This is a genomic window from Tessaracoccus sp. MC1679, assembly GCF_014164775.1.
Taxonomy (GTDB): domain Bacteria; phylum Actinomycetota; class Actinomycetes; order Propionibacteriales; family Propionibacteriaceae; genus Arachnia.
In genome coordinates, this window is sequence record NZ_JACJGB010000002.1 from 325255 (window position 1) to 346245 (window position 20991).

At 67.8% G+C, this 20991-nt stretch carries 22 protein-coding genes; 15 read left to right on the forward strand and 7 right to left on the reverse strand.

Features of this window, described 5'->3' with window-relative positions; genetic code table 11:
• Positions 1 to 171: 171 nt before the first annotated feature.
• A complete protein-coding gene (locus tag H5398_RS04700; RefSeq protein ID WP_182782063.1) occupies positions 172 to 786 on the reverse strand; it encodes a CueP family metal-binding protein in 615 nt (204 codons plus the stop codon).
• A gap of 198 nt (positions 787 to 984) precedes the next feature.
• Between H5398_RS04700 and H5398_RS04705 the strand changes: the two genes are divergently transcribed.
• The 5 genes from H5398_RS04705 to H5398_RS04725 all read left to right on the forward strand — a co-directional run bounded on the left by H5398_RS04705 (position 985) and on the right by H5398_RS04725 (position 5795).
• A complete protein-coding gene (locus H5398_RS04705) occupies positions 985 to 1398 on the forward strand; it encodes a helix-turn-helix transcriptional regulator (RefSeq protein WP_182799178.1) in 414 nt (137 codons plus the stop codon).
• Positions 1395 to 3395, forward strand: coding sequence for a cation-translocating P-type ATPase (locus tag H5398_RS04710; protein ID WP_182799179.1), 2001 nt, complete (start codon positions 1395 to 1397; stop codon positions 3393 to 3395). The genes H5398_RS04705 and H5398_RS04710 overlap by 4 nt, the downstream gene beginning before the upstream one ends.
• Entirely contained in the window at positions 3392 to 4312 is a 921-nt protein-coding gene (locus tag H5398_RS04715; RefSeq protein WP_182782060.1) for a cation diffusion facilitator family transporter, read from the forward strand. Before H5398_RS04710 ends, H5398_RS04715 begins: the two co-directional genes overlap by 4 nt.
• A 140-nt stretch (positions 4313 to 4452) precedes the next feature.
• A complete protein-coding gene (locus H5398_RS04720; protein ID WP_073186929.1) occupies positions 4453 to 5046 on the forward strand; it encodes a TlpA disulfide reductase family protein in 594 nt (197 codons plus the stop codon).
• 29 nt (positions 5047 to 5075) lie between these two features.
• A complete protein-coding gene (locus H5398_RS04725) occupies positions 5076 to 5795 on the forward strand; it encodes a cytochrome c biogenesis CcdA family protein (protein ID WP_255443535.1) in 720 nt (239 codons plus the stop codon).
• Positions 5796 to 6434: 639 nt separating this feature from the next.
• On the opposite strand, the gene H5398_RS04730 is transcribed toward H5398_RS04725, so the two are convergent.
• From H5398_RS04730 to H5398_RS04740, 3 genes are read right to left on the reverse strand one after another with little or no spacing between them, the layout of a single operon-like run.
• Entirely contained in the window at positions 6435 to 7058 is a 624-nt protein-coding gene (locus tag H5398_RS04730) for a peroxiredoxin (protein WP_182799180.1), read from the reverse strand.
• Positions 7055 to 8020 (reverse strand): cytochrome c biogenesis CcdA family protein, encoded by a 966-nt coding sequence (locus H5398_RS04735; RefSeq protein WP_182799181.1) that lies wholly within the window; start codon positions 8018 to 8020, stop codon positions 7055 to 7057. Before H5398_RS04735 ends, H5398_RS04730 begins: the two co-directional genes overlap by 4 nt.
• Positions 8020 to 8322 (reverse strand): glutaredoxin, encoded by a 303-nt coding sequence (locus H5398_RS04740; protein WP_220489127.1) that lies wholly within the window; start codon positions 8320 to 8322, stop codon positions 8020 to 8022. The genes H5398_RS04735 and H5398_RS04740 overlap by 1 nt, the downstream gene beginning before the upstream one ends.
• Positions 8323 to 8445: 123 nt before the next feature.
• Between H5398_RS04740 and H5398_RS04745 the strand changes: the two genes are divergently transcribed.
• The 3 genes from H5398_RS04745 to H5398_RS04755 all read left to right on the forward strand — a co-directional run bounded on the left by H5398_RS04745 (position 8446) and on the right by H5398_RS04755 (position 11034).
• Positions 8446 to 9156, forward strand: a complete 711-nt coding sequence (locus H5398_RS04745) for a response regulator transcription factor (protein WP_182799182.1) — start codon at positions 8446 to 8448, stop codon at positions 9154 to 9156.
• Positions 9153 to 10292 (forward strand): cell wall metabolism sensor histidine kinase WalK, encoded by a 1140-nt coding sequence (locus tag H5398_RS04750; RefSeq protein ID WP_220489128.1) that lies wholly within the window; start codon positions 9153 to 9155, stop codon positions 10290 to 10292. Before H5398_RS04745 ends, H5398_RS04750 begins: the two co-directional genes overlap by 4 nt.
• 88 nt (positions 10293 to 10380) lie before the next feature.
• Positions 10381 to 11034, forward strand: a complete 654-nt coding sequence (locus H5398_RS04755; RefSeq protein ID WP_182799183.1) for a DUF305 domain-containing protein — start codon at positions 10381 to 10383, stop codon at positions 11032 to 11034.
• A gap of 102 nt (positions 11035 to 11136) precedes the next feature.
• Here the strand turns inward: H5398_RS04755 and H5398_RS04760 are convergent, their stop codons facing one another.
• The 3 genes from H5398_RS04760 to H5398_RS04770 form a co-directional block, all read right to left on the reverse strand.
• The gene (locus H5398_RS04760) at positions 11137 to 11316 is read right to left on the reverse strand and encodes a hypothetical protein (RefSeq protein ID WP_068752814.1); all 180 of its coding nucleotides are present in this window, start codon (positions 11314 to 11316) and stop codon (positions 11137 to 11139) included.
• A 146-nt stretch (positions 11317 to 11462) separates the two neighbouring features.
• A complete protein-coding gene (locus tag H5398_RS04765; protein WP_175558271.1) occupies positions 11463 to 11894 on the reverse strand; it encodes a hypothetical protein in 432 nt (143 codons plus the stop codon).
• A gap of 8 nt (positions 11895 to 11902) precedes the next feature.
• Positions 11903 to 12700, reverse strand: coding sequence for a prolipoprotein diacylglyceryl transferase (locus tag H5398_RS04770; RefSeq protein WP_182799184.1), 798 nt, complete (start codon positions 12698 to 12700; stop codon positions 11903 to 11905).
• A 374-nt stretch (positions 12701 to 13074) separates the two neighbouring features.
• On the opposite strand from H5398_RS04770, the gene H5398_RS04775 reads away from it, so the two are divergent.
• The 7 genes from H5398_RS04775 to H5398_RS04805 all read left to right on the forward strand — a co-directional run bounded on the left by H5398_RS04775 (position 13075) and on the right by H5398_RS04805 (position 20954).
• Positions 13075 to 13746 (forward strand): ATP-binding cassette domain-containing protein, encoded by a 672-nt coding sequence (locus H5398_RS04775; protein ID WP_073186968.1) that lies wholly within the window; start codon positions 13075 to 13077, stop codon positions 13744 to 13746.
• On the forward strand, positions 13743 to 15287 hold the full coding sequence (locus tag H5398_RS04780) for an ABC transporter permease (protein ID WP_073186936.1): 1545 nt from the start codon (positions 13743 to 13745) through the stop codon (positions 15285 to 15287). Before H5398_RS04775 ends, H5398_RS04780 begins: the two co-directional genes overlap by 4 nt.
• A gap of 86 nt (positions 15288 to 15373) precedes the next feature.
• Positions 15374 to 15649 carry a heavy-metal-associated domain-containing protein gene (locus H5398_RS04785; RefSeq protein ID WP_073186937.1) on the forward strand — a complete coding sequence of 92 codons (276 nt, stop codon included), beginning with the start codon at positions 15374 to 15376 and terminating at the stop codon, positions 15647 to 15649.
• A 312-nt stretch (positions 15650 to 15961) separates the two neighbouring features.
• Complete coding sequence (locus H5398_RS04790) at positions 15962 to 17017, forward strand: type II glyceraldehyde-3-phosphate dehydrogenase (protein WP_182799185.1); 1056 nt, start codon at positions 15962 to 15964, stop codon at positions 17015 to 17017.
• An 81-nt stretch (positions 17018 to 17098) separates the two neighbouring features.
• Entirely contained in the window at positions 17099 to 19504 is a 2406-nt protein-coding gene (locus H5398_RS04795; protein WP_182799186.1) for a cation-translocating P-type ATPase, read from the forward strand.
• 91 nt (positions 19505 to 19595) lie between these two features.
• Positions 19596 to 20462 (forward strand): DMT family transporter, encoded by an 867-nt coding sequence (locus tag H5398_RS04800; protein WP_182782052.1) that lies wholly within the window; start codon positions 19596 to 19598, stop codon positions 20460 to 20462.
• Between the two features lie 177 nt (positions 20463 to 20639).
• On the forward strand, positions 20640 to 20954 hold the full coding sequence (locus tag H5398_RS04805) for a heavy-metal-associated domain-containing protein (protein WP_182799187.1): 315 nt from the start codon (positions 20640 to 20642) through the stop codon (positions 20952 to 20954).
• The last annotated feature ends 37 nt before the right edge of the window (positions 20955 to 20991 follow it).

The following is a 20991-nucleotide window of genomic DNA, read 5'->3' on the forward strand; positions in this document are numbered from 1 at the left end:
CTCGTCACGCGATCCCCGCCAGGCACCCAGCCCGGGCGGGGATCCCGCTGACTCGAGGCCCGCAACGCCGCATCAGGACGCGACGAGCGATGAAACCAACCCTCACTGTCACCACCTCACCAACGGTCAGGGATGGCCCCAGGCGCGTCCACGGCGGGCTCACCCCCAGGACTATAGAAGCTGCAAGGTGGTCAGGCAGGTGGGGCCCTCAGCGTCGGAGGAGAAGCGGCTCTCGGCGCGCTTCCCGTCCTTGGTGACGACGACGACGCCCGCGAGGTCCTTGGGGATCCAGAAACCGACGAAGCCGTTGGCGTAGGTGGTCGCGTCCTCGTCGACGAGCACCTCACCTGAATCGGTGGTGATCGTCACCTTCACGTCCGCCTCAGCCAATTCCCCTCGGCAGGTGCCGAGGTTGTGGAAGTAGCACTCATGAGTGGTGGTCTCGTACGGCGCGATCGACAGGTAGAACTCATCACCGTCGAGGGGCATCGAGGCCTCGATGGTGCCGTCGCTGAGCAGTACCTCGTCGTAGCGCACCGACGCGGCCAGCGGCAGCGGGCGCTGAGCGTCGAGCCGGTCGAGCGCCTCCACGACCTCGGCGCCGCTCTTCCCCACCAACCCGTGCGCCGCAAGCAACGCCCCCGCGTCCCCCGCCGCGACGCTCGGCGCCGCCGTCGACACGGAATCTCGCGGGGTCTCGGCAACCTCCGGGGTTGAGCAAGCCGACAGCGCCAAGACGGCGGCGAGCGGCACAGCGATACGAATGGTCAGATGATGGCGGCGCATGGGTGTCTCCAGGAGCTATGTGTCTTCAAGGAAGTCGAGGTGTCCGCGATGTACCGCGGCACCGTTTCGGACATGTCGTCCAACCAGAATGCCGCAATCGCTGAGTGCGCTAGTCACACGCTTAGTCAAGATTAGATCAAGAAGATCCCGAGGTGGCGGGGCGAAAGTGACACGATCCTCGTCTGTTAGCATCGTCACATGACGATAACAAAGACGATCGAGGATGTGTCTGAAGTCGGGGATCTGTCGGTGGCGGCTGCCTTCTTCCACGGCTTGTCCGATCCTTCGCGGCTGGCGATTCTTCAACACTTGACGTTGGGCGAGCATCGGGTGCGTGATCTGACTGCACATCTCGGGTTGGCGCAGTCGACGGTGAGCGCCCACCTGGCGTGTCTGCGAGAGTGCGGCCTCGTGTCGTCGCGGCCGGAGGGACGCGCGTCGGTGTTCTCGCTGGTGGCGGCCCAGGAACTGCTGGCCATGTTGTCGGCCGCGGAGCGCCTGCTTGAGTCGAGCGGGCAGGCTGTGGCGCTGTGTCCGAACTATGGGGTCGGCACCACCACGAACCCCTCCCCCGATCTGTTGAAGGCCCACGGGGCGGAGGCCCAGCGATGAACAGGCCAGCGATCAGCGGACGCGAACACGGGAACACCGCAAACAGCGAGAGCGCCTGCGGGTGCGAGGCACCCGCAGGCGCCAGCAGTGATGATGACGACGCGGTGGAGCATCTGTGGCAGGTCCGCGACATCCAGTTCGGGCTGGCCTCTGGGGTGCTGCTGCTGGCCGGCTTCGTCTCCGGGCTGCTGGGCTGGGAGGTTGCCGAGCTGGTGTTGAGCGTCGCGGCGCTTCTGGTGGGGGCGTCGACGTTCGTGCCCGGAGCGTTGAAGAGGCTGGCGCGCGGCAAGGTCGGGGTCGGGCTCCTGATGACCATCGGCGCAGTCGGCGCAACTGCTCTGGGGCAGATCGAGGAGGCGGCGATGCTGGCCTTCCTGTTCTCCCTGGCCGAAGGTTTGGAGGACTACTCGCTGGCCAAGACCAGACGCGGGTTGCGGGCGCTGCTGGGTCTGGTTCCGCGTGAGGCGACGATCAGGCGCAACGGTCGGGATGTGGTGCTGAGCCCTGACGATCTGGTGGTCGGGGATCTGATGATCGTGAAGCCGGGCGAGCGGGTGGCCACCGACGGTGACATCCGGGCCGGCAGGACGGCGGTGGACACCTCCGCCATCACCGGCGAATCGATGCCCGTCGAGGTGGGCCCAGGGGACCCCGTGTTCGCCGGTTCCGTCAACGGCTCCGGCGTCCTCGAGGTCGAGGTCACGGCCGCGGCCAGGGACAACTCTCTTGCCCGGATCGTGCACATCGTGGAGGCCGAGCAGTCCCGGAAGGGCGACACGCAGCGGCTGGCCGACCGGATCGCCACGCCCCTGGTGCCGGGCATCCTGATCGCCGCCACCCTGACCGTCATGGCGGGCTTCCTGCTCGGGGAACCGGCGGTGTGGCTGCAGCGGGCCCTGGTGATGGTGGTGGCCGCCTCCCCGTGTGCGCTGGCGATCTCCGTTCCCGTGACCGCGGTGGCGTCCATCGGCGCGGCCAGCCGTCGCGGGATCCTGATCAAGGGGGGCGCCGCACTGGAGAGCCTCGGCAAGGTCCGCACGCTCGCCTTGGACAAGACCGGCACCCTGACCCGCAACCAGCCGGCCGTCGCCGACGTCGCACCCGCCGACGGCTACTGCCCAGCCGAAGTACTCGGCCTGGCCGCCGCGCTCGAGGCGCGAAGCGAACACCCGCTCGCCCGCGCAATCCTGGCAGCCGCCGACGACGTGCGCGCAGCCGATGAGGTGACCGCCGAGGTCGGATCCGGGCTCACCGGCCGCATGGACGGGCGCAGCCTCCGGCTGGGACGCCCCGGTTGGATCGACCCCGGCCCACTGACCGCGCACGTGACCCGCATGCAGGACGCCGGCGCCACCGCAGTCATCGTGGAAGTCGACGGCATCCCCGTAGGAGCGATCGCCGTCCGCGACGAACTACGCCCAGAAGCCCCCGAAGTCATCGCGCAACTCCGCGCGGACGGCTACACCATCGTCATGCTCACCGGCGACAACGGCGCAACCGCGCGCGCCATCGCACGGGAGGCCGGGATCAGCGAGGTGTACGCCGACCTGCGCCCCGAGGACAAGTCCGCGATCATCGAGCGGCTCCGCCGGGAAGGCCACTCGACAGCGATGGTCGGCGACGGCGTCAACGACGCCCCCGCGCTCGCCACCGCCGACGTCGGCATCGCGATGGGGGCGATGGGCAGTGACGTGGCCATCGAGACCGCCGACGTGGCGCTGATGGGCGACGACCTACGGCTGCTCCCCCACGCGCTGGACCACGCCCGACGTACCCGTCGCATCATGCTCCAGAACGTGATCCTCTCGATCGCACTCATCACGATCCTCATCCCAGTCGGGCTCTTCGGAGTACTCGGGTTGGCAGCCGTCGTCCTCGTCCACGAAGTCGCGGAGGTATTCGTGATCGGCAACGGCATCCGGGCAGGACGCAGCACCGCCCTGTCCCCGATCACCGCACCTATCCGTCGGTCAGAACCCGCGATGGTCCCAGCATGAGCGACACCCACGACCACACCCACGCGAATCCGGGGACCAACCGGACCAGGCTGGCGATCGCGTTCGGGATCACCGCCACCATCCTGATCGCCGAGGTCATCGGCGCATGGTGGACCAACAGCCTCGCCCTCCTCGTCGACGCCGGGCATATGCTCACTGACGCCTCCGGCCTGCTGATGGCACTGATCGCCGCCTCCCTGGCCCTGCGGCCGCCCACACCGGAGCGGACCTGGGGATACCGTCGCGCGGAGGTGCTGGCCGCCGGCGCCCAGTCCGCGATCCTCCTCGCCGTCGGGATCTACGCTTTCATCGAAGGGGTCCGTCGGCTCTTCGACCCGGCAGAGGTCACCGCTGGCGGGCTGCTGGTGTTCGGGATCGTCGGACTCGTCGGCAACATCGTCGCCATGCTTGTCCTGGGCGCGGGCCGCGCCGCGAACCTCAACATGCGTGCCGCGTTCCTCGAAGTGGTCAACGACGCCCTCGGATCCGTGGCGGTCATCATCAGCGCGATCGTCATCTCGCTCACCGGATGGACCCGGATCGACGCCATCGCCGGGATGCTGATCGCCGCCCTGATCGTCCCCCGCGCGATCACGATCCTCAAGGAAGCCGGGGGGATCCTGCTCGAATCCACCCCCAGAGGCCTGAAGCTCGACGACGTCCGCCGGCACATCCTTCAGGTCCCGCACGTGATCGGGGTGCACGACCTGCACGCCTCCACCATCGCCACCGGGCTACCGGTCCTCACCGCCCATGTCGTCGTCGACGAATCCTGCTTCACGCAGGGGCACGTCTCCCAGAAGCTTCGGGACCTCCAAACCTGCGTCGCCGAACACTTCGACGTCAGCGTCGAACACTCCACCTTCCAGATCGAAGCCCCCTCCCATAGCGCACTGGAACGCCACTCACACCACTGAAACAACGCTCATGGGAATCCGGTTGGCCCCGACGAAGGCTGGCAGTCGACGCCGTGAACACGGCGGAAGGACGTAGGATCGGGCATCGCACACCTCCCCGAGGGCGCCCATCCACCGCCGAGAATCAAGGAAGGTCAGACATGAGACAGTCAGGGCGCCACCCCTCAGCCCGGTGGGTGAGTCACCTCGCCTTGGTCCTCACCGTGATGATCCTGACCGGTTGCTCAAGTGGATCGGGCCAGGCGGGAGTGTTTGACTCAGCAGGTTTTCAAGGAGGTGACGGTTCAGTGACCATTGTCCCTGCCGAGCAGCGGCGATCGGCCCCAGAGCTGGCCGGGGAAACCTTGGACGGTGCACCGCTGACCACTGCAGACTTCCCGGGCCAACTCCTGGTGCTCAACGTTTGGGGATCATGGTGCGCCCCCTGCCGGTCTGAAGCACCCGCCCTCGTCGAAGCGGCCGCCCAACTGCCGGGGGTGCAGTTCATCGGCATAAACACCCGCGACCTCAACCCGGCCCCGGCGCAGGCGTTCGTTCGGGCCTTCGACATCCCCTACCCCAACATCTACGACCCCGACGGTGCGCTCCTGCTCGAGTTCGGGCAGCTTCCACCCAAGGCTATCCCCAGTACTTTGGTCATCGATTCTGAAGGGCGGGTCGCTGCACGGATACTCGGTGAGACCACCGCCTCGACGTTGGTCGGCATCATCGAAGACGTCACGGCGGCGGAATGATCCCTCTCGAGTCCTGGGTAAGCCAAGCGATGTCATCGTCACTGCTCCTGGGGATCCCTGTCGCCATGCTCGCCGGTGTCATCTCTTTCGCCTCGCCCTGCGTCTTGCCCCTGCTCCCAGGCTACCTGTCGTTTGCCTCTGGTCTTGGGGCCCACGAGATCACTCAAGGAACCGGCAACCGACGACTCCTGCTCCTGGGAACCCTGGGATTCGTGCTCGGGTTCGCCGTCGTTTTCGTCCTCACAGGGGCCCTCCTGGGTGGCCTCGGAGCCGTCCTACTCACCTACGAGCGCATCATCACGATCACTGCCGGAATCCTGATCATCCTGATGGGGCTGGGCTTCCTCGGCTGGATCCCCCTGCCCGCGCAGCGACGCCCGCAAACCGCCCGCGCCGGAGCCCTCGCCTCCCCCCTACTCGGGATAGCCTTCGGCCTCGGCTGGACCCCTTGCATCGGCCCCACCCTGTCTGTGGTTCTCACCCTCGCCCTCAACGAGGGCTCGGCCGCCCGTGGCGGGCTGCTGGCCTTCTGCTACGCAATCGGCCTTGGCCTGCCCTTCCTCGCCTTCGCGGCTTCGTTCACCACATTCGCTCCCCATTTCGAGTGGCTCAAGCGCCACCAACGCGCCCTGCAGCGTGCCGGTGGTGGGCTGCTCATTGTGGTTGGGATATCCATGGTCACCGGCCTGTGGGCCATCCTCGTTGCCTACCTGCGACAGTGGGCCTCAACATTCGGGACCATCCTGTGAACATGGGGCACCCGAAGGAAACCCTCATCACGTTGGCCAGCACCTCCGATCCCATGCTTCGGGCGCCGGCTCACCTCCGGAGCCACGGGCTGGTGATACCCCAACCCACATGGCCAGGACGGTGCTCACCGTGGTCAGGGGGCGACCGTGGCGATGCGAAGACGGCGCCCCAGCCACCAGGCCACCACACCGAAGACCGCGAATCCAGCGATGTTCCAGCTTGCTGCCTCGGCCCAGGGATCGATTTTACCCCGCGTAGCTCCGCCAGGAGGAGGTGAACATCGCGTCTGCACGGACCTCATCGAAGCGCTGGAAAAGGAATCGCCCAAATGAAAGAGTTCCTCAAGTGCTACCAGTGCGCTGACGCGTCCGACGACCGCTGGGCCCTGCTACTAGGAACTCGCAGCCCTGACGGCAGGAAGGGGACCGACTTACCCGTCAACCCAGCTAGACACCTACAGGCACTTGCGCCGCCACACAGGGCTGGGACTGCCAGGCTGATGCCGGCCAGGCATAGAGCCCTGATCGGGACACCAACGGCTGCCTCTCGATCAGCCAGCGGGCGAACTCACGTAGAGGTGCTCGCGAAAACTGGAGCGCACCACGCCCGCAGGGCTGATCCGGTGGACCCCCAAGGCATCACTGGAGGCGCGTGGTGACCTCGTCGAGGAGTTCCTTCGGGTCGAGCCACATGGAGGGGTAGTTGCCATTCCAGCGTTGGACGCCGTCGCCGTCGATGAGGACGAAGCCGTGGCCGGGCATCCCGGGGTGCATGCCCTTGTCGAGGACGTCGTACGCCTTCGACACGGTCCCGTCGTCGAGGAGATAGGGGGTGGTGACGCCGAACTGCTGCATGTCGGGCAGGATCTGCTCGGCGCTGTTCATGACGATGGGCAGCACCTCGATGCCCGCCTCGGCGAATCCGGGGTTCTTCTCGATCTCGGCCATCTGCATGGTGCAGGAGGCGCAGCCGGCGCCTTCGTTGAAATAGATCAGCACCGGGTTGGGTCGCAGGTCGCTGAGAGTGACGCTGGTGCCGGCTGTGGTGGTGAGGGTGAAGTCGGGTGCGAGGCGCTGGGTGTCGCCCTGCTCGGGGATGGCGGTCCACAGCCCGTAGCCGACGACGGCCACGACGATCACAGTGACCAGTGCGCCGATGATCCGGGTCCATGTGCGGCGCGTCTTGTCGCGCTGAGTCTCGGCCTGTTGGCGGGCTTTGAGTTGCTCGCGGCGGGAGGGTGCCGGTGTGGTGGTGGGGGTCATCGGGGCTCCTGGGAGGGGATGGTCGGTGCGCCGGTCTCCTCAGGCGCAGGGGTCTGTGAGGGTTCGGTGTCGCAGCATTCGTGGGCCGAGGCCACTGGTTGGGCGTGTCGGCGGTCGCGGAGGGTGGCGACGACGAACACGGCCACCAGGGCGAGCAGCGCGAGGCCGAGGACGGTTTCGGGGATGGGGGCGGTGATCGCGATCAGCCAGGCGAAGACCTCGGAGAGCCAGGCGCCCATGCCCACGAGAGGGGCGTCGGCACCGGTCATCTCGGTGGCGCCGGCTTGGCCGATCACGAGGATGCCCATGATCACGAACCCGACGGCGACCAGCAGGTTGACGGTGTTGGTAGCCAGCATGAAGCGCCCCAGGCTGATCCGGATGGGCTTGGCGCGGAGGCTGCGCATCCTTTCGGGCCGTTTGTCCCACAGCAGCGCCATCACGAATAGGGGGATCACCATCCCGAACACGTAGGCCAGACCGAGCACCAGGCCGCCCACGGGTGAGCCGGACAGCGCGGACAGGGTCATCACCCCGGCGAGGACGGGTGCGCAGCAGCTGGAGGCGATGCCGGAGAACACGCCGAGGCTGAAGAAGGTGGCGGTGTCGCCGCGGGCGGTATCGGGGGCGCGGAGGAACGACGGCATGGACCACATCGCCCCCGACAACGCGAGCAGGCCGAGTCCGATCATCAACAGGCCGCCGGTCCAGTAGAGAACGACGTGGTACTTGGCGATGGCGCCGGCGATCAGGCTGACGCCCATCGTGATGGGGACCAGAACGAGCGCGAGGCCGGCGGCGAACACGAAGGTCAGCGGGATCAGTCTCCAGCGGCGGTTCTTCGCGGCCGCGGCCAGGTAGCTGGGGGCGAGGAACACGATGCAGCACGGGGCGAACAGCGCCACCCCGCCGGCGAGGAATGCCGCCAGGATCCCGCCGGCGCTGAGCAGGTCGGCGCCCATCAGCGGGCACCCAGGTGGTCGACGAGCCGAGCGAGTTTGCCGCGCGGAATGCGGCCGGCGTGGAAATAGCTGCCCGCCACCAGCGTCAGCGGGAAGCTCCCAGGCCGGTGCTCGGCGATCAGTGCCTGACCTCGCGGGGACTCCGCCTCCACCGTCGTGAGCCGCAGCAGGCCTGCGCGGTCCAGGGAGTGGAGGCGCTGGTGGGCGTCGTCGCAGAAGTGGCAGGCCGGGGTGGTGACCAGGGTGACGTCCACCACATCGGTGGGGGCGGCCGCCAAGGCAGGTGCCGGGATCTCGTTCACCCTTCCAGCCTCAACCCTGTAGATCAGGGAACGGTTCAGGCGGGGTCAAGGTTCGGCCAAGAACACTCCCGGAGAGGTCGATCGAGGCGGGTTGGCGGGTGGGCGTGTGGCAATAATGGCTGTATGGCTGAGCCCGGCAGGTCGAGTGTGTTGGTGGTCGATGACGAGCGCCCGCTGGCGGGGATCGTCGCGTCCTACCTGAACAAGGCGGGGTTTGACACGTCCCTGGCCTACACCGGCCCGGACGGGGTCCGTTCGGCGCAGGAGCTGGATCCCGACGTGATCATTCTTGATCTTGGTCTGCCTGGCATTGACGGGATCGAGGTGTGCCGCCAGATCCGGTTGTTCTCCGACTGCTACATCCTGATGCTGACCGCCCGGGCCGACGAGGTCGACAAGCTGATCGGTTTGTCGGTGGGCCCCGACGACTACCTGACCAAACCGTTCAGCCCCCGCGAACTGGTCGCCCGCGTCAACACCGTCCTGCGCCGGCCCCGCCGGCCAGCAGGCCGGCCACAGGTGGCCCTCCCCCCGAGGGAGTTCGGGCGGTTGCGGGTGGACGCGGAGGGCCGCGACGTGTGGGTCGACGACCAGCAGGTGGGGCTGACCCGCACCGAGTTCGACATCCTCGACGCACTGTCAGCTCGACCCAACGTGGCGCTCAGTCGTCGCCAGATCATCGACGCGGTGTGGGGCGCCGGCTGGGTCGGCGACGATCACGTCGTCGACGTCCATGTGGCGAACCTGCGCAAGAAGCTCGACGATCCCCCCACGGAACCGCGCTACATCCTCACCGTCCGCGGCGTCGGATACCGGATGGGAGCAGGAGGATGATGCGGCTCAGAGGCTACGTCGGCCGGATGCGGTGGGGCACCCGCACCTTCCTCACCCAGGCGCTGGTGGTGGCGGTCGGTGTGATCACCGCCGCCCTGGTCGCGATGGTGGTCGGGCCTCCGCTGTTCCACGAACATCTGCAGCAACTCGGGCACTCTGACGGCACCGCCGAGATGGGACACGTGGAACAGGCGTTCCTCGACGCCGGCGTCAGGTCGCTGGGCATCGGCCTGGTGGTCGCCCTGGCACTCGCCATCGGCCTGGCCTGGCTGGAGACCAAACGGCTGCGCCGCCCCCTCGAACAACTGACCGCCGCCGCCGCCCAGCTGGAGGCCGGCGACTACACCGCCCGCGTCCCGGCGACGGCGACAAGTCCCGAGTTCAACGCCGTCGCCGACGCATTCAACGACATGGCCAGCCGGCTGGACTCCACCGAAACCAGCCGACGGCGGCTTCTCTCCGACGTGGCACACGAGCTCCGCACGCCCCTGGCCACCCTGACCGCTGAGCTGGAGGCCGTCATCGACGACGTGGTCCCCTGGGACCACGACAGCCAACAGCTGCTCACCCTCCAGGCCGCCCGGCTCAAGAAGATCGCCGCCGACCTCGACGACGTATCCCGCGCCGAGGAAGGCCGATTCACCCTCGACACCCAGACCCAGCCGATCCGGGACCTCATCGAGCCCGCCGTCGCCTCCGTCGCCACCCGATACGAGAACAAGGGAGTCACGTTGTCTGCGGACTCGGACCCGGGCTCCGTCGCAGCGGATCCGCAGCGGGTGGGTCAGATACTCGGCAACCTCCTCGACAACGCGCTGCGGCACACCTCCGCCGGCGGGATCGTGCACATCAGTGCACGCGAGTCCAGGGACGAGGTGGTGATCACGGTCACCGACACCGGCGATGGCCTGACCCCCGACCAGATCGCCAAGGTGTTCGACCGGTTCTACCGCGCTGACACGGCACGGGCCCGCGATGCGGGCGGTTCCGGGATCGGGCTGACCATCGCCCGCAGCCTCGCCCTGGCTCACGGCGGCTCACTGACAGCCGCCAGCCCCGGCCCCGGACACGGCTCGATCTTCACCCTGCACCTGCCCACCGCGCCAGCACCTGAGCGGGTCTTGATCGATTCTTGACCTTACACGGGTTGGCTCTTGAGCTGATCGTTCATAGCCTCGACGTTAGGACCGGCGGCCCCCGTCGGCCAGGAATGGAGCATCTTTCATGACACGCACTAAGCGGATCACTGCCACTTTGGCGGGGCTGGTCCTGACGGCCACCCTGGCGGCCTGCGCGGACCAGGGCGCCACTCCCCCCGCGGCGACCACCTCCCCGACAGGCAGCACCTCCGCCACGGCCACTGAGTCCGAGTCGGCGTCGGCGAGCGCCTCATCTGAGGTGGCCGCCGACCACAACGACCAGGACACCACGTTCGCGCAGATGATGATCATCCATCACGAGGGCGCCATCGAGATGTCTCAGCTGGCGATCGAACGCGCCGAATCCCCCGAGGTCGTGGCCCTCGCGGAGCGCATCGCCGAGGCCCAGGGCCCGGAGATCGAGGAGATGACCGCCTGGCTCAGCGCCTGGGGTGAAGATGTCTCCCCCGGTGGGCATGGCGGCATGGACATGGGCGGCATGGACATGAACGGAATGAGCCAGGAGGAGATGATGACCCAACTCGACGGCATGTCCGGCGCCGACTTTGATCAGGCGTTCCTCGAGGCCATGATCGCCCACCACGAGGGTGCGATCGGGATGTCCGAGCAGCAGTTGGCCGAGGGGCAGAACCCGGATGCTCTCATGTTGGCGGAGAAGATCATCGCCGACCAGCAGACTGAGATCACCGAGATGCAGGAGATGCTCACCAGCCTCTGACCAACCCAGGCGTGCAAGCGATGAGGCGCCCGTCCAGCCGTTGTGGCTGGGCGGGCGCTTCGTCGGTTGCCCTGGTTGGCGCGAACGCCGTACCTGGCGGGGTTAGGCGGCTGGGTTGCTGGCGAGATGCTCGGCGTCGAAGAGGTCCTGGCAACGTCGGCAGCAGAAGTAGAACCGCTGGCCTTCGACGTCGCGGAACAGTCCCGCCGCCTCCGCGGTGGACTTCAGCGTGCTGGTCCCGCGGACCGTGCAGGTGACCAGCTCGTCGCCTGGGCCCGCCACCACGTCATGTTGACAGTGATGGCCCCCACCCTGACCGCCGCCGGCGTGACCGCCGCAGCAGCCTGCCTCCTGCTGGTTCCCGTGCTGGTGTCCATGCTCGTGATTGCACATGTGCTTGGTTTCCTTTCATTTCATTGTGGTGTTGATCATGGGGTGGGCGAGGCGCTGTGGTGCCCCTCGTGGTCCTCGGTGCCGGACGCGCTGGCGGAGGCCGCCGGTGACGGCGTGTCTGGTTGGTTGGGGGTGGCGGGGTTGAACAGTGGCCCGATCACGAACGCGGACAGGGCGAACAGGGCGGTGAACACCGCGACCCCGATCGCGGGGGCCTTCCGGGTGCCGAATCGGCGACGCAGCCGTCGCAGCAGCGGGATGCTCAGCAGCAACCCGACCACATAGAGGAGCGAGTTGCCGAGGAACCCGGTCAGGAACGCGGCCCCGGCCAGGAAGCCGATGTGATGCATCACGTGCGGCGCCAGTCCCATCAGGGCGCCGACGGTGGCCCTGGTCCCGGCCCACAGCGCACCCCAGAACCCGCGACCACCCCTCACGGCTGTGGCCGGCTCGGTGATCGTGTCCATGGCGCCGCTCACCTCCCGACCGGGTGAGAGCTAAGGACGGCCGATTCGGAGCCGACAGGAGCATCTGAGGGCGCAACTGCGGGGTGGAAGGCGTCTCGCAGGATCAGGGCGACGCCCAGAATGATACTGACGATGCCGATCAGCTGCGCCTCGGTGAGGCCCAACAGGACGTGCGGGTTGATCCGGACGACCTCGGCGAGCAGGCGTGCCGCGCCGCTGAGCAGCAGGTAGGACCCGAACACGGCCAGCGGTCGCAGCCTGCGACCCAGCGCCCACAGGATGCCGGCGATCAGGAAGGCGCCGGCGGCCTCATACAGCTGGACGGGATGCACCGGCACGTCCACCGGCACCACCCCGTTGGGGAACGCCATCCCCCAGGGCAGGTCGGTGGGTGTGCCGTACGTGCCGTCACCGGCGAGGAAGCAGCCGATCCGGCCGATGCCGTAGGCCACCGAGAGCGGGGCCGCCATCGCGCCCGCCACCCGTCCAAGGGGGAGGTCGTGGCGTCGGGTCATCACGATCACCGCGATCGCCCCCGCGATCAGGCCGCCGTACCAGACGAACCCCGAGCCGCCGAACAGGTGCCAACTGAGGTTGTCCCAGTTCGCGATCAGGTAGTACACCTTGGCGCCGACGAATCCCCACACTGTCGCCCACAACGCGATCGAGTGCGCCAAGTCCTTGTCGTAGCCGATCCGCGTGAACGCTCGACCCAGCAGATACGCGCCGACCAGCAGCGCCAGCGCCTTACTCAGCCCATAGGACTGGATCCCTACACCAAATATCGAGAACACCTCAGGCCACACAGCCCACTCCCATCGTCAAAGAAGTTCCAGGCGCACGACGTGACCGCGCGGCCTCAGTGCCCAGTCTGAACCGGTCACGTCAAGCAACGAGCAGGACCCGGACAAGGTTTGGTCAAGATCCCCGTCCCCAGCCCGGACGAGGTGTCGCGGCCGTAAGGCCCGGAAACTTGACCGAAGCCTGACCCCCTGACGGTGATCTCCGCACTAGAGCGTGCCTACCCTGATGACATACCCCTTGGGGGTGTCGTGGCGCCGCCACGGGTCACCCGACACACCACGGCTCGGGTCGTTGAGGAATGGGCCCTTGTGGCGGTCTGGCGAAGCCCACTGGCGGGTGCGTGAAAGTCACATGGGATTCGAAGGCGGTGATCGACATGGGTTCAAGCGGCGCCTCTTCTGATGGCGTTCGAGCGGACGTGGTCCTCGCGGGGACCGCGATCTCCAAGACCTATCGTCAGGGGCTGTGGCCGTTCGTGCGGCGCAACCATGTGCTCGACGGTGTGTCACTGTCGCTGAGCCGCGGCGAGGTCGTCGGGCTGGTCGGGGAGAACGGATCGGGCAAATCGACGCTGATGCAGATCCTGGTCGGGGGGTTGGCAGCCGACGCCGGCGCCGTGGAGCTGCAGGGGGCCTTGGGGTACTGTCCGCAGCGTCCGGTGGTGTTCGAGCGCCTGACGCGCGATGAACATTTCGAGCTATTCGCGGTGGCCTACGGGATGAGCCGGGATGAGCGGCTCCGGGCGCAGGGAACCTTGTACGAGGAACTTGACTTTGGGCGATACGCGCACGAGCGGGCGGACCGGCTCTCCGGGGGCACCCTCGCGAAACTGAATCTTGCCCTGGCTCTGCTACCGGACCCGGCGGTCCTGCTGCTGGACGAGCCCTATGCCGGGTTCGATTGGGACACCTATCTTCGGTTCTGGGAGCTCGTCGCGCGCGGGCGCTCATCCGGGCGGGCAGTGCTGGTGATCAGTCATTTCATCGCCGACGAGGCGCGGTTCGACCGCATCATCGAACTGCGTGACGGGAAGGCGACCCCGAAATGACCGCGGTCGGGGTGCTGACCCGCCGATTCCTCCTGGACTACGGCCGCAACCCGGTGAACCTGGTGGTCCTGATTCTGATCCCGGTCGTGTTCGTGTGGGTGGCCGCGGAACCGATGGCCGATGCCGCGAAACTGCTGGGCGGCACTGGCCGGGCAGTCGAGACCGCGACCACCGGCTGGGCCGCCGCGTTCCTGGCGGCGCTGGCGATGTTCTTCCAGGTTGGCCAGGCGAGATCGGCGGACCGTCGTCTGGTCCTGGCGGGCCTCCCCGCCCCAGCCCTCGTTGTCGCCAGAATGTCGACCGGCCTGCTGATCGCTGCACTGGCCTCCACAGCGGCCCTGGCGACGCTGTTCCTGCGCACCGCAGTGGACGAGCCGCTCCGCGTCGCGGCCGGGACGATGATGTTCGCCGTCATCTACGTCGGGATCGGCGCCGCGGTCGGATCGGTCGTCACGGACCAGGTCAACGGCACGGTGGTGATCCTGCTCGTCTGGATCCTCGACGTGTTCTTCGGACCGGCGCTCACCTCGCCCGACCGGGTGCAGATCACCCGCTGGATGCCCACCCACTTCGTCACACTGTGGATGGTGGACCTGCCCTTGGGCCATGGGGGAAACCTCGGCGACCTCGCCATCGCACTGGTGTGGGTCGGCGGAGCCCTCCTGTCGAGCGGACTGCTCCTGACGCGCGCGACACGCAACGCTCGGCACCCGGACGGCTCGCATCGACCGGGCTGGGCGGGGCAAGTCGGGAAGAGCTTCCGGATGGGGATGCGACAGTACCGACGCAACCCAGCCCTCTGGGTCCTCCTCGTAACGGTGCCGGTGATCTTCATCTGGCTGTCGAAACTGATCACCGAAGAGCGGTTCTCCGTGATGCGGGTGATCGACGGCGGGCAGGAGGTCGACATGCGGTTCTGGCTGCCCGACACGCACACCGGAACCATGGCGCCGATCGCGGTGGCCTCGCTGGCCGCCGTGGCTGGGCTGTTCATCGCCCTCAACAACCGTGATGGGGATCGCCGCCTGGTCCAGGCCGGGATGCGCCGATCCGCACTGCTGGTCGGCCGCATCAAGGAGGTCGCAGCCGCGGTCCTCGTCGCAGCGGCCGCATCCCTGACAATCACGGCCATGGTGTTCACGGCCCGTCAATGGGCGGGATTCATCGCCGGCACCTTACTGATCGGAGCCGTCTACGCACTGCTGGGGATGTGCCTCGGATTCCTCCTTGGACGCGTCACGGGAGTACTGATCGCATTCGTCATCCCTTTCCTGGATCTCGGTATCACGCAGAGCCCGATGCTGCGGCTGGAACCACCCGGCGCCGCAGCGTTCCTCCCGGGCTACGGGCCCTACCGCGTCCTCATCGACACCGGCCTCACCGACACCTTCGACGAAACGGGGGGCCTCCTCATCGCCGCGGTCTGGATCCTCGGGCTCACTTCAGTCGTCGTGGTCATGTTCAGCACCCGCACAAGCACCACAAAACCGGTGCCCATAGGAAGCACGCGCGGCCCGACCCCGGTCTTGTCGGGATCTTGACCACACCCAGACCAGTCCCGGACACAGCCCGGGGCACCATCGACCTGGACACGCGAAACCGACCAGAGAAGAGAGGGTGATTCGACGTGACGACGATGACACAGACCACCTACGGGGTGCGCGGACTCAGCTGCTGGCGCTGCATGATCAGCGCCGTCGACGCAGTCCGCGCCCTACCCGGGGTGCACACCGTCGCCCTGGATCTGGAGCCGCACGGCGAGTCGCTGCTGACCCTGGCCCCGGCCGGAGCCGTGACCTGCGACCAGGTCCGAGCCACCCTCGACCGCTCCGGATTCGAGCTGACCCGACGCCTGCGCCGCCCCCGCCCCGGGGTCCGACACCGCTCCACGCCGCCTCTGTGAGCGGTGGCCCGGAAATCTTGACCGAAGCCTGACCCCCCCTGGGTCGTTTCCGAACCTTCCCGGGTCTACCCTCGACATATACCCCCCCAGGGTAATGGGTGGGAGTCGAGAAGAAGTGGAGATTGTGATGCTCTGGCTGGTCATAGGTGGGGCGGTGGGGCCTTCTCGTCCACCACCGTAGTGAGCTGGTCACCATCATCGGCAGCCAAGGAGTTGCCGATAGCGCGCCGCCTGACCCTCACCGGCCGAACCCATCGACCACGACCCAAGATTCAGAGAACACACGACACGAAACAAGCACTGGAGGCTGTTATGAATATCAAGGTTGCCGTCAACGGCTACGGAGTGATCGGCAAGCGGGTCGCCGACGCCGTCCGGGCAATGCCGGACATGGACCTCGTCGGGGTGGCGGACATCGCCACGGACTGGCACGTACGGACTGCAGCCGGGCTCGGCATAGATGTGTTCGCGGCCACCCACGACGCGCGCACCGCGATGCAGTCGGCCGGGGTGCCCCTGGCTGGGACACTGCCTGATCTGCTCGACCAAGTGGACGTGGTCGTGGATACCACCCCGAAGAAGGTCGCCGCCACCAACCTGCAGGCCTACCGGGCCGCCCAAGTCAAGGCCGTATTCCAGGGTGGGGAGTCCCATGCCACCACCGGGCATTCCTTTGTCGCCCAGGCCAACTACGCCACCGCGCTCGGCCGGGACTCCACCCGGGTGGTGTCCTGCAACACCACCAGCATCGTGCGCGTCCTCGGCGCGTTGCAGGACGCCGACCTCCTCGCCCGCGCCCGCGGGGTGCTCATCCGCCGGGCCACCGACCCGGGCGAGTCTCACCATGGCGGCATCATGAACACCATGGTCCCCGAGGGATCCATCCCGTCCCACCAGGGCCCCGACGCCCGTACAGTCCTGCCCAACCTGGATGTGGTGACCATGGCGGCGAAGGCCGCCCACACCCAGACACACAACCACTACTGGACCCTGCAGCTGAACCGACCGGCCAGCCGCGAGGAGGTCCTAGAGGCGCTGCGGGCCGCACCCCGGATTGCATTCATCCGGATGGCCGACGGTCTCACTGCCCTGAACACAACGGTCGAACTTATGCGCGACCTGGGCCGGCCGCGGGGGGACATGTGGGAGGTCGCCCTGTGGGAAGACGTCCTGACCGTCGAGGGAGACGAGGCCTACCTCACCTATCAGGTCTACAACGAGGCCATCGTCGTCCCCGAGACCATCGATGCCATACGCGCACTGGCCGGCACCGTGACCGACGGCTCCACCTCGATCAAAATGACGGACGAGGCCCTGGGGATGCGCCGGGAGTTCCTTCCCGCCCCGGTCCGGGCGACGACGGCCTGAGCCCCGACGGACGGGCAGGCATCCGCCGAGCCCGTCGGCGCACGACCTGTCGGCCAAGCGGCCTGAAAGGAAGACCCGATCATGAAGAGTCAAACCACGGTCCTGGAGGCCGGTGGCCTGCACTGGGCCACCTCGGAATCAGTGATCGAGAAGACGTTACTAGGGGTACCCGGCGTGCTGGCCGTCGAGGCCAGCGCTGTCTCCCAGACCGCGACGGTCACCTACGACCCGAACCAGACCTCGGTCGCCCAACTGGTCGGCTGGGTCAACGACTGCGGCTACCACTGCACCGGGCAGTCGGTACCTAGCCACATCTGCCACACCATGGCGGAACCGGTCTCGACCGACCCCCACATCGGCCACGAACGGCACACCGGCCACGGGGGTGGGGATGAGGCTGGCGGATCCGCGCAGGCGGTGATGGGCCACGGCGGGCATGGTGGGTCGATGGTGGACATGGTGCGAGACATGCGCAACCGTCTCCTGGTCGCCGCGGTCCTGTCGGTGGTCATCTTGTTCTGGTCGCCGATCGGGCGGGAGGTCCTGGGGTTCACCGTGCCGGCACCCTTCGGGCTACGCGACGACGTCTTCTCTCTGATCTTGTCCCTGCCGGTGGTGTTCTACTCGGCGTGGATCTTCTTCGACGGGGCCTTCCGGGCGCTCCGCGCGAGGACGCTGGACATGATGGTCCTGGTGGCGGTCGCGGTCGGGGCAGGCTGGTTGTACAGCCTGGTGGTCACGTTCACCGGCGGGGGTGAGGTCTTCTACGAAGCCGCCACGGTCCTGACCACCTTCGTCCTGCTCGGGCACTGGCTGGAGATGCGGGCCCGTGGCGGCGCGAACGACGCTGTGCGCACGCTGCTCGAACTCGCGCCCTCCCAGGCAGTCGTGCTCCGGGACGGTCAGCCCGTGGAGGTCCCGACCTCCGAAGTCGTCACCGGTGACCTGCTACTGGTACGGCCGGGGGCGAAGATCCCAGTCGATGCGGTGGTGGAGGAGGGGGAGTCCGAAGTCGACGAGTCGATGGTGACCGGAGAGTCCATGCCGGTGGAGAAGGCGCCCGGCGCGGACGTGATCGGTGCCTCGATCAACACCACCGGCACCTTGCGTGTCCGCGCCGCGAGAGTCGGCGCGGACACCGCGTTGGCGCAGATCGTCAAGATGGTTCAGGAGGCCCAGAACTCCAAGGCCCCGGGCCAGCGCCTGGCCGACCGGGCCGCGTTCTGGCTGGTGTTCGTCGCCCTCATCGGGGGCACCGTCACCTTCGCGGTATGGATGCTCGCCGGCGTCGGCGTGGCACAGGCGATGCTCTTCGCCATCACCGTCGTGGTGATCACATGCCCCGACGCTCTCGGTCTGGCGACCCCGACTGCGATCATGGTCGGTACCGGGATGGGCGCCAAGCGGGGAGTGTTGTTCAAGAACGCCACCGCCCTCGAGGGGATGGCGAGGATCGACACGGTGGTGATGGACAAGACGGGCACCCTGACCAAGGGGGAGCCTGAGGTCACCGACGTTGTCGCGGCGGGGATGGGCGAGGATGAGATGCTGGCCTTGGTCGCTGCCGTCGAACGTGAGTCTGAACACCCCCTGGCCCGCGCCATCGACCGCCGAGCCGCCGAGCGCGGCGTGCCCGTGCTCTCCGTGAGCGAGTTCCTCAACGTCCCGGGCCACGGCGCAACCGCCACCGTCGACGGCCGACGTGTCCTGGTGGGAAACCTCCGCCTGATGGTCCGGGAGAACGTCGACCTCGGCGACCTGGCCGTGAGCCGTGACGAGTTGGCCGCATCGGGGCGCACCGCGGTGCTCGTCGCGGTGGATGGGCGCGCGGTTGGTGTCATCGCATTGGCCGACGCCGCGCGGGACACTGCTGCTGCCGCTGTCGCCGCCCTGCACGAGTCCGGGATCGAGGTCGTCATGCTGACCGGCGACAACGAGGCCACCGCTCTACGTATCGCTGACCAGCTCGGCATCGACACCGTCATCGCCGAGGTTCTGCCCGGGGACAAGGCGAACAAGATCGCCGAGTTGCAGCAGTCCGGAAAGACGGTCGCGATGGTGGGTGATGGCGTCAACGACGCGCCTGCGTTGGCCCAGGCCGACATCGGTATCGCGATTGGTGCCGGGACGGACGTGGCCATCGAGACCGCGGACATCGTCCTGATGCGCTCCGATCCTTTGGACGTCTCCGTCGCACTGCGCATCGGCAAGGGAACCGTACGCAAGGAGCGTCAGAACCTGGCCTGGGCCATCGGCTACAACGTCATCGCGCTGCCGATCGCCGCCGGGGTGTTTTACCCCGCTTTCGGCCTGATGCTGCGCCCAGAGATCGCCGCCCTCTCGATGTCGGGCTCCACGGTCATCGTCACCGTCAATGCCCTCCTGCTCAAACAGCTCAGGCTGCCCGCGCAGCAGGCCCCGGCCGCGCCGCAAGGCCAGGCCCGGGAGCCGGAGCCCACCGCTCCAGTGCCGTCCGGCATCCGCTGACCGGGGGGTGGGCGTGGACGACCCTGTTGGCCTCACCGCTTCGGCGACGGGAGCGGGGACCGAAGAAACCCGGCGGCCGAAGGCGTTGCGGATGCTGTGGATCACAGCGGCCTGGGGGGCGTGCTTCGTGGCGATCGAGTGGGGGCTCCGCGACGCCCCCCTCCTGTGGTTCGCCGCGCTGCGGGCCCTCATCGCCGGGGCGGCCCTGTTGGCCCTCGGCGCCGCCTTGCACCGCCCTGTCCCCCGTGGCTGGCGCGCCTGGGGACTCATCACGGTCCTAGGCCTGGTCAACGTCACAGTGGCATTCGCCGCGATGTTCGGCGGGGTCGCCGGCGGCGCGACCGGGACCGCCGCGGTGCTGGCCAACGCCCAGCCCCTGCTGATCCTCCTCCCCGCCTGGTATTTCTACGGCGAGAGGCTCTCCCCCCGGACTTCGGCCGCCCTGGTCGTCGGCTTCGCCGGGCTGGTCGCCGTTGCGCTGCCCGGTGGCGGGGGCAGCGGGGCGGCATTGTCGCTCCTGTCAGCCGCCGCCGTGACCGCCGGCACCCTGCTCTCCCGGCGGCTGACCGGGCTGGATCTGGTCACGGCCACCGCGTGGCACCTGCTGATTGGCGCGGCTGGACTGATGATGCTCGCCGCGGCCGTGGAGGGCCCGCCGGTGATCCTATGGAGTCCCCGCTTCACCCTCTCGCTGGCGTTCCTGGCCCTTGTTGGTACCGCAGCGACGACCATGGCGTGGTTCGCCGAGGCGCGCCGCAGCCGGCTCGACACGTTGACGGCGTGGACGTTCCTGACTCCGGTCCTTGGTATCGCGTTGGCCTCCGTCGCACTGGGCGAGCGACCGGGCGGATGGACCGCCGCCGGGCTCCTCGCTGTGCTGGCGGCCATGTGGATCGCTCTTCGACCACCTCACCGGCCCCCCACGCACCCGACGGCTGTCGGCCCCGCCGACTGGTGAGCCACACGGCCGGTCACCTGAGCAACGAGTAGGACCCGGACAGGGTGCAGTGAAGATCCGACCACCTGGCCGGGTCTTGTCGGGATCTTGACCCCACCCAGACCGGTTCCCGACATCGCGGGGGGCACCATCGAACATGGACACGCGAAACCGACCAGGAAGAGAGGGTGATTCGACGTGGCGACGATGACACAGGCCACCTACGGGGTGCGCGGGCTCAGCTGCTGGCGCTGCATGATCAGCGCTGTGGACGCGGTCCGGGCCTTGCCCGGGGTGCACACCGTCGGCATGGATTTGGAGCCGCACGGCGAGTCGCTGTTGACGCTGGCGCCGGCCGGTGCAGTGACCAGCTCGCAGGTCCGAGCCACCCTCGACCGCTCCGGGTTCGAACTGACCCGACGCCGGCGCCGCCCCCGACCCGGGTCCCGCCACCGACTTGCCCTCACCACAGTCCCTGTGGACGACGGCCGGGAAATCTTGACCGAACCCTGACCCCCTCTGGGTCATTTCCGAACCTTCCTGGGTCTAC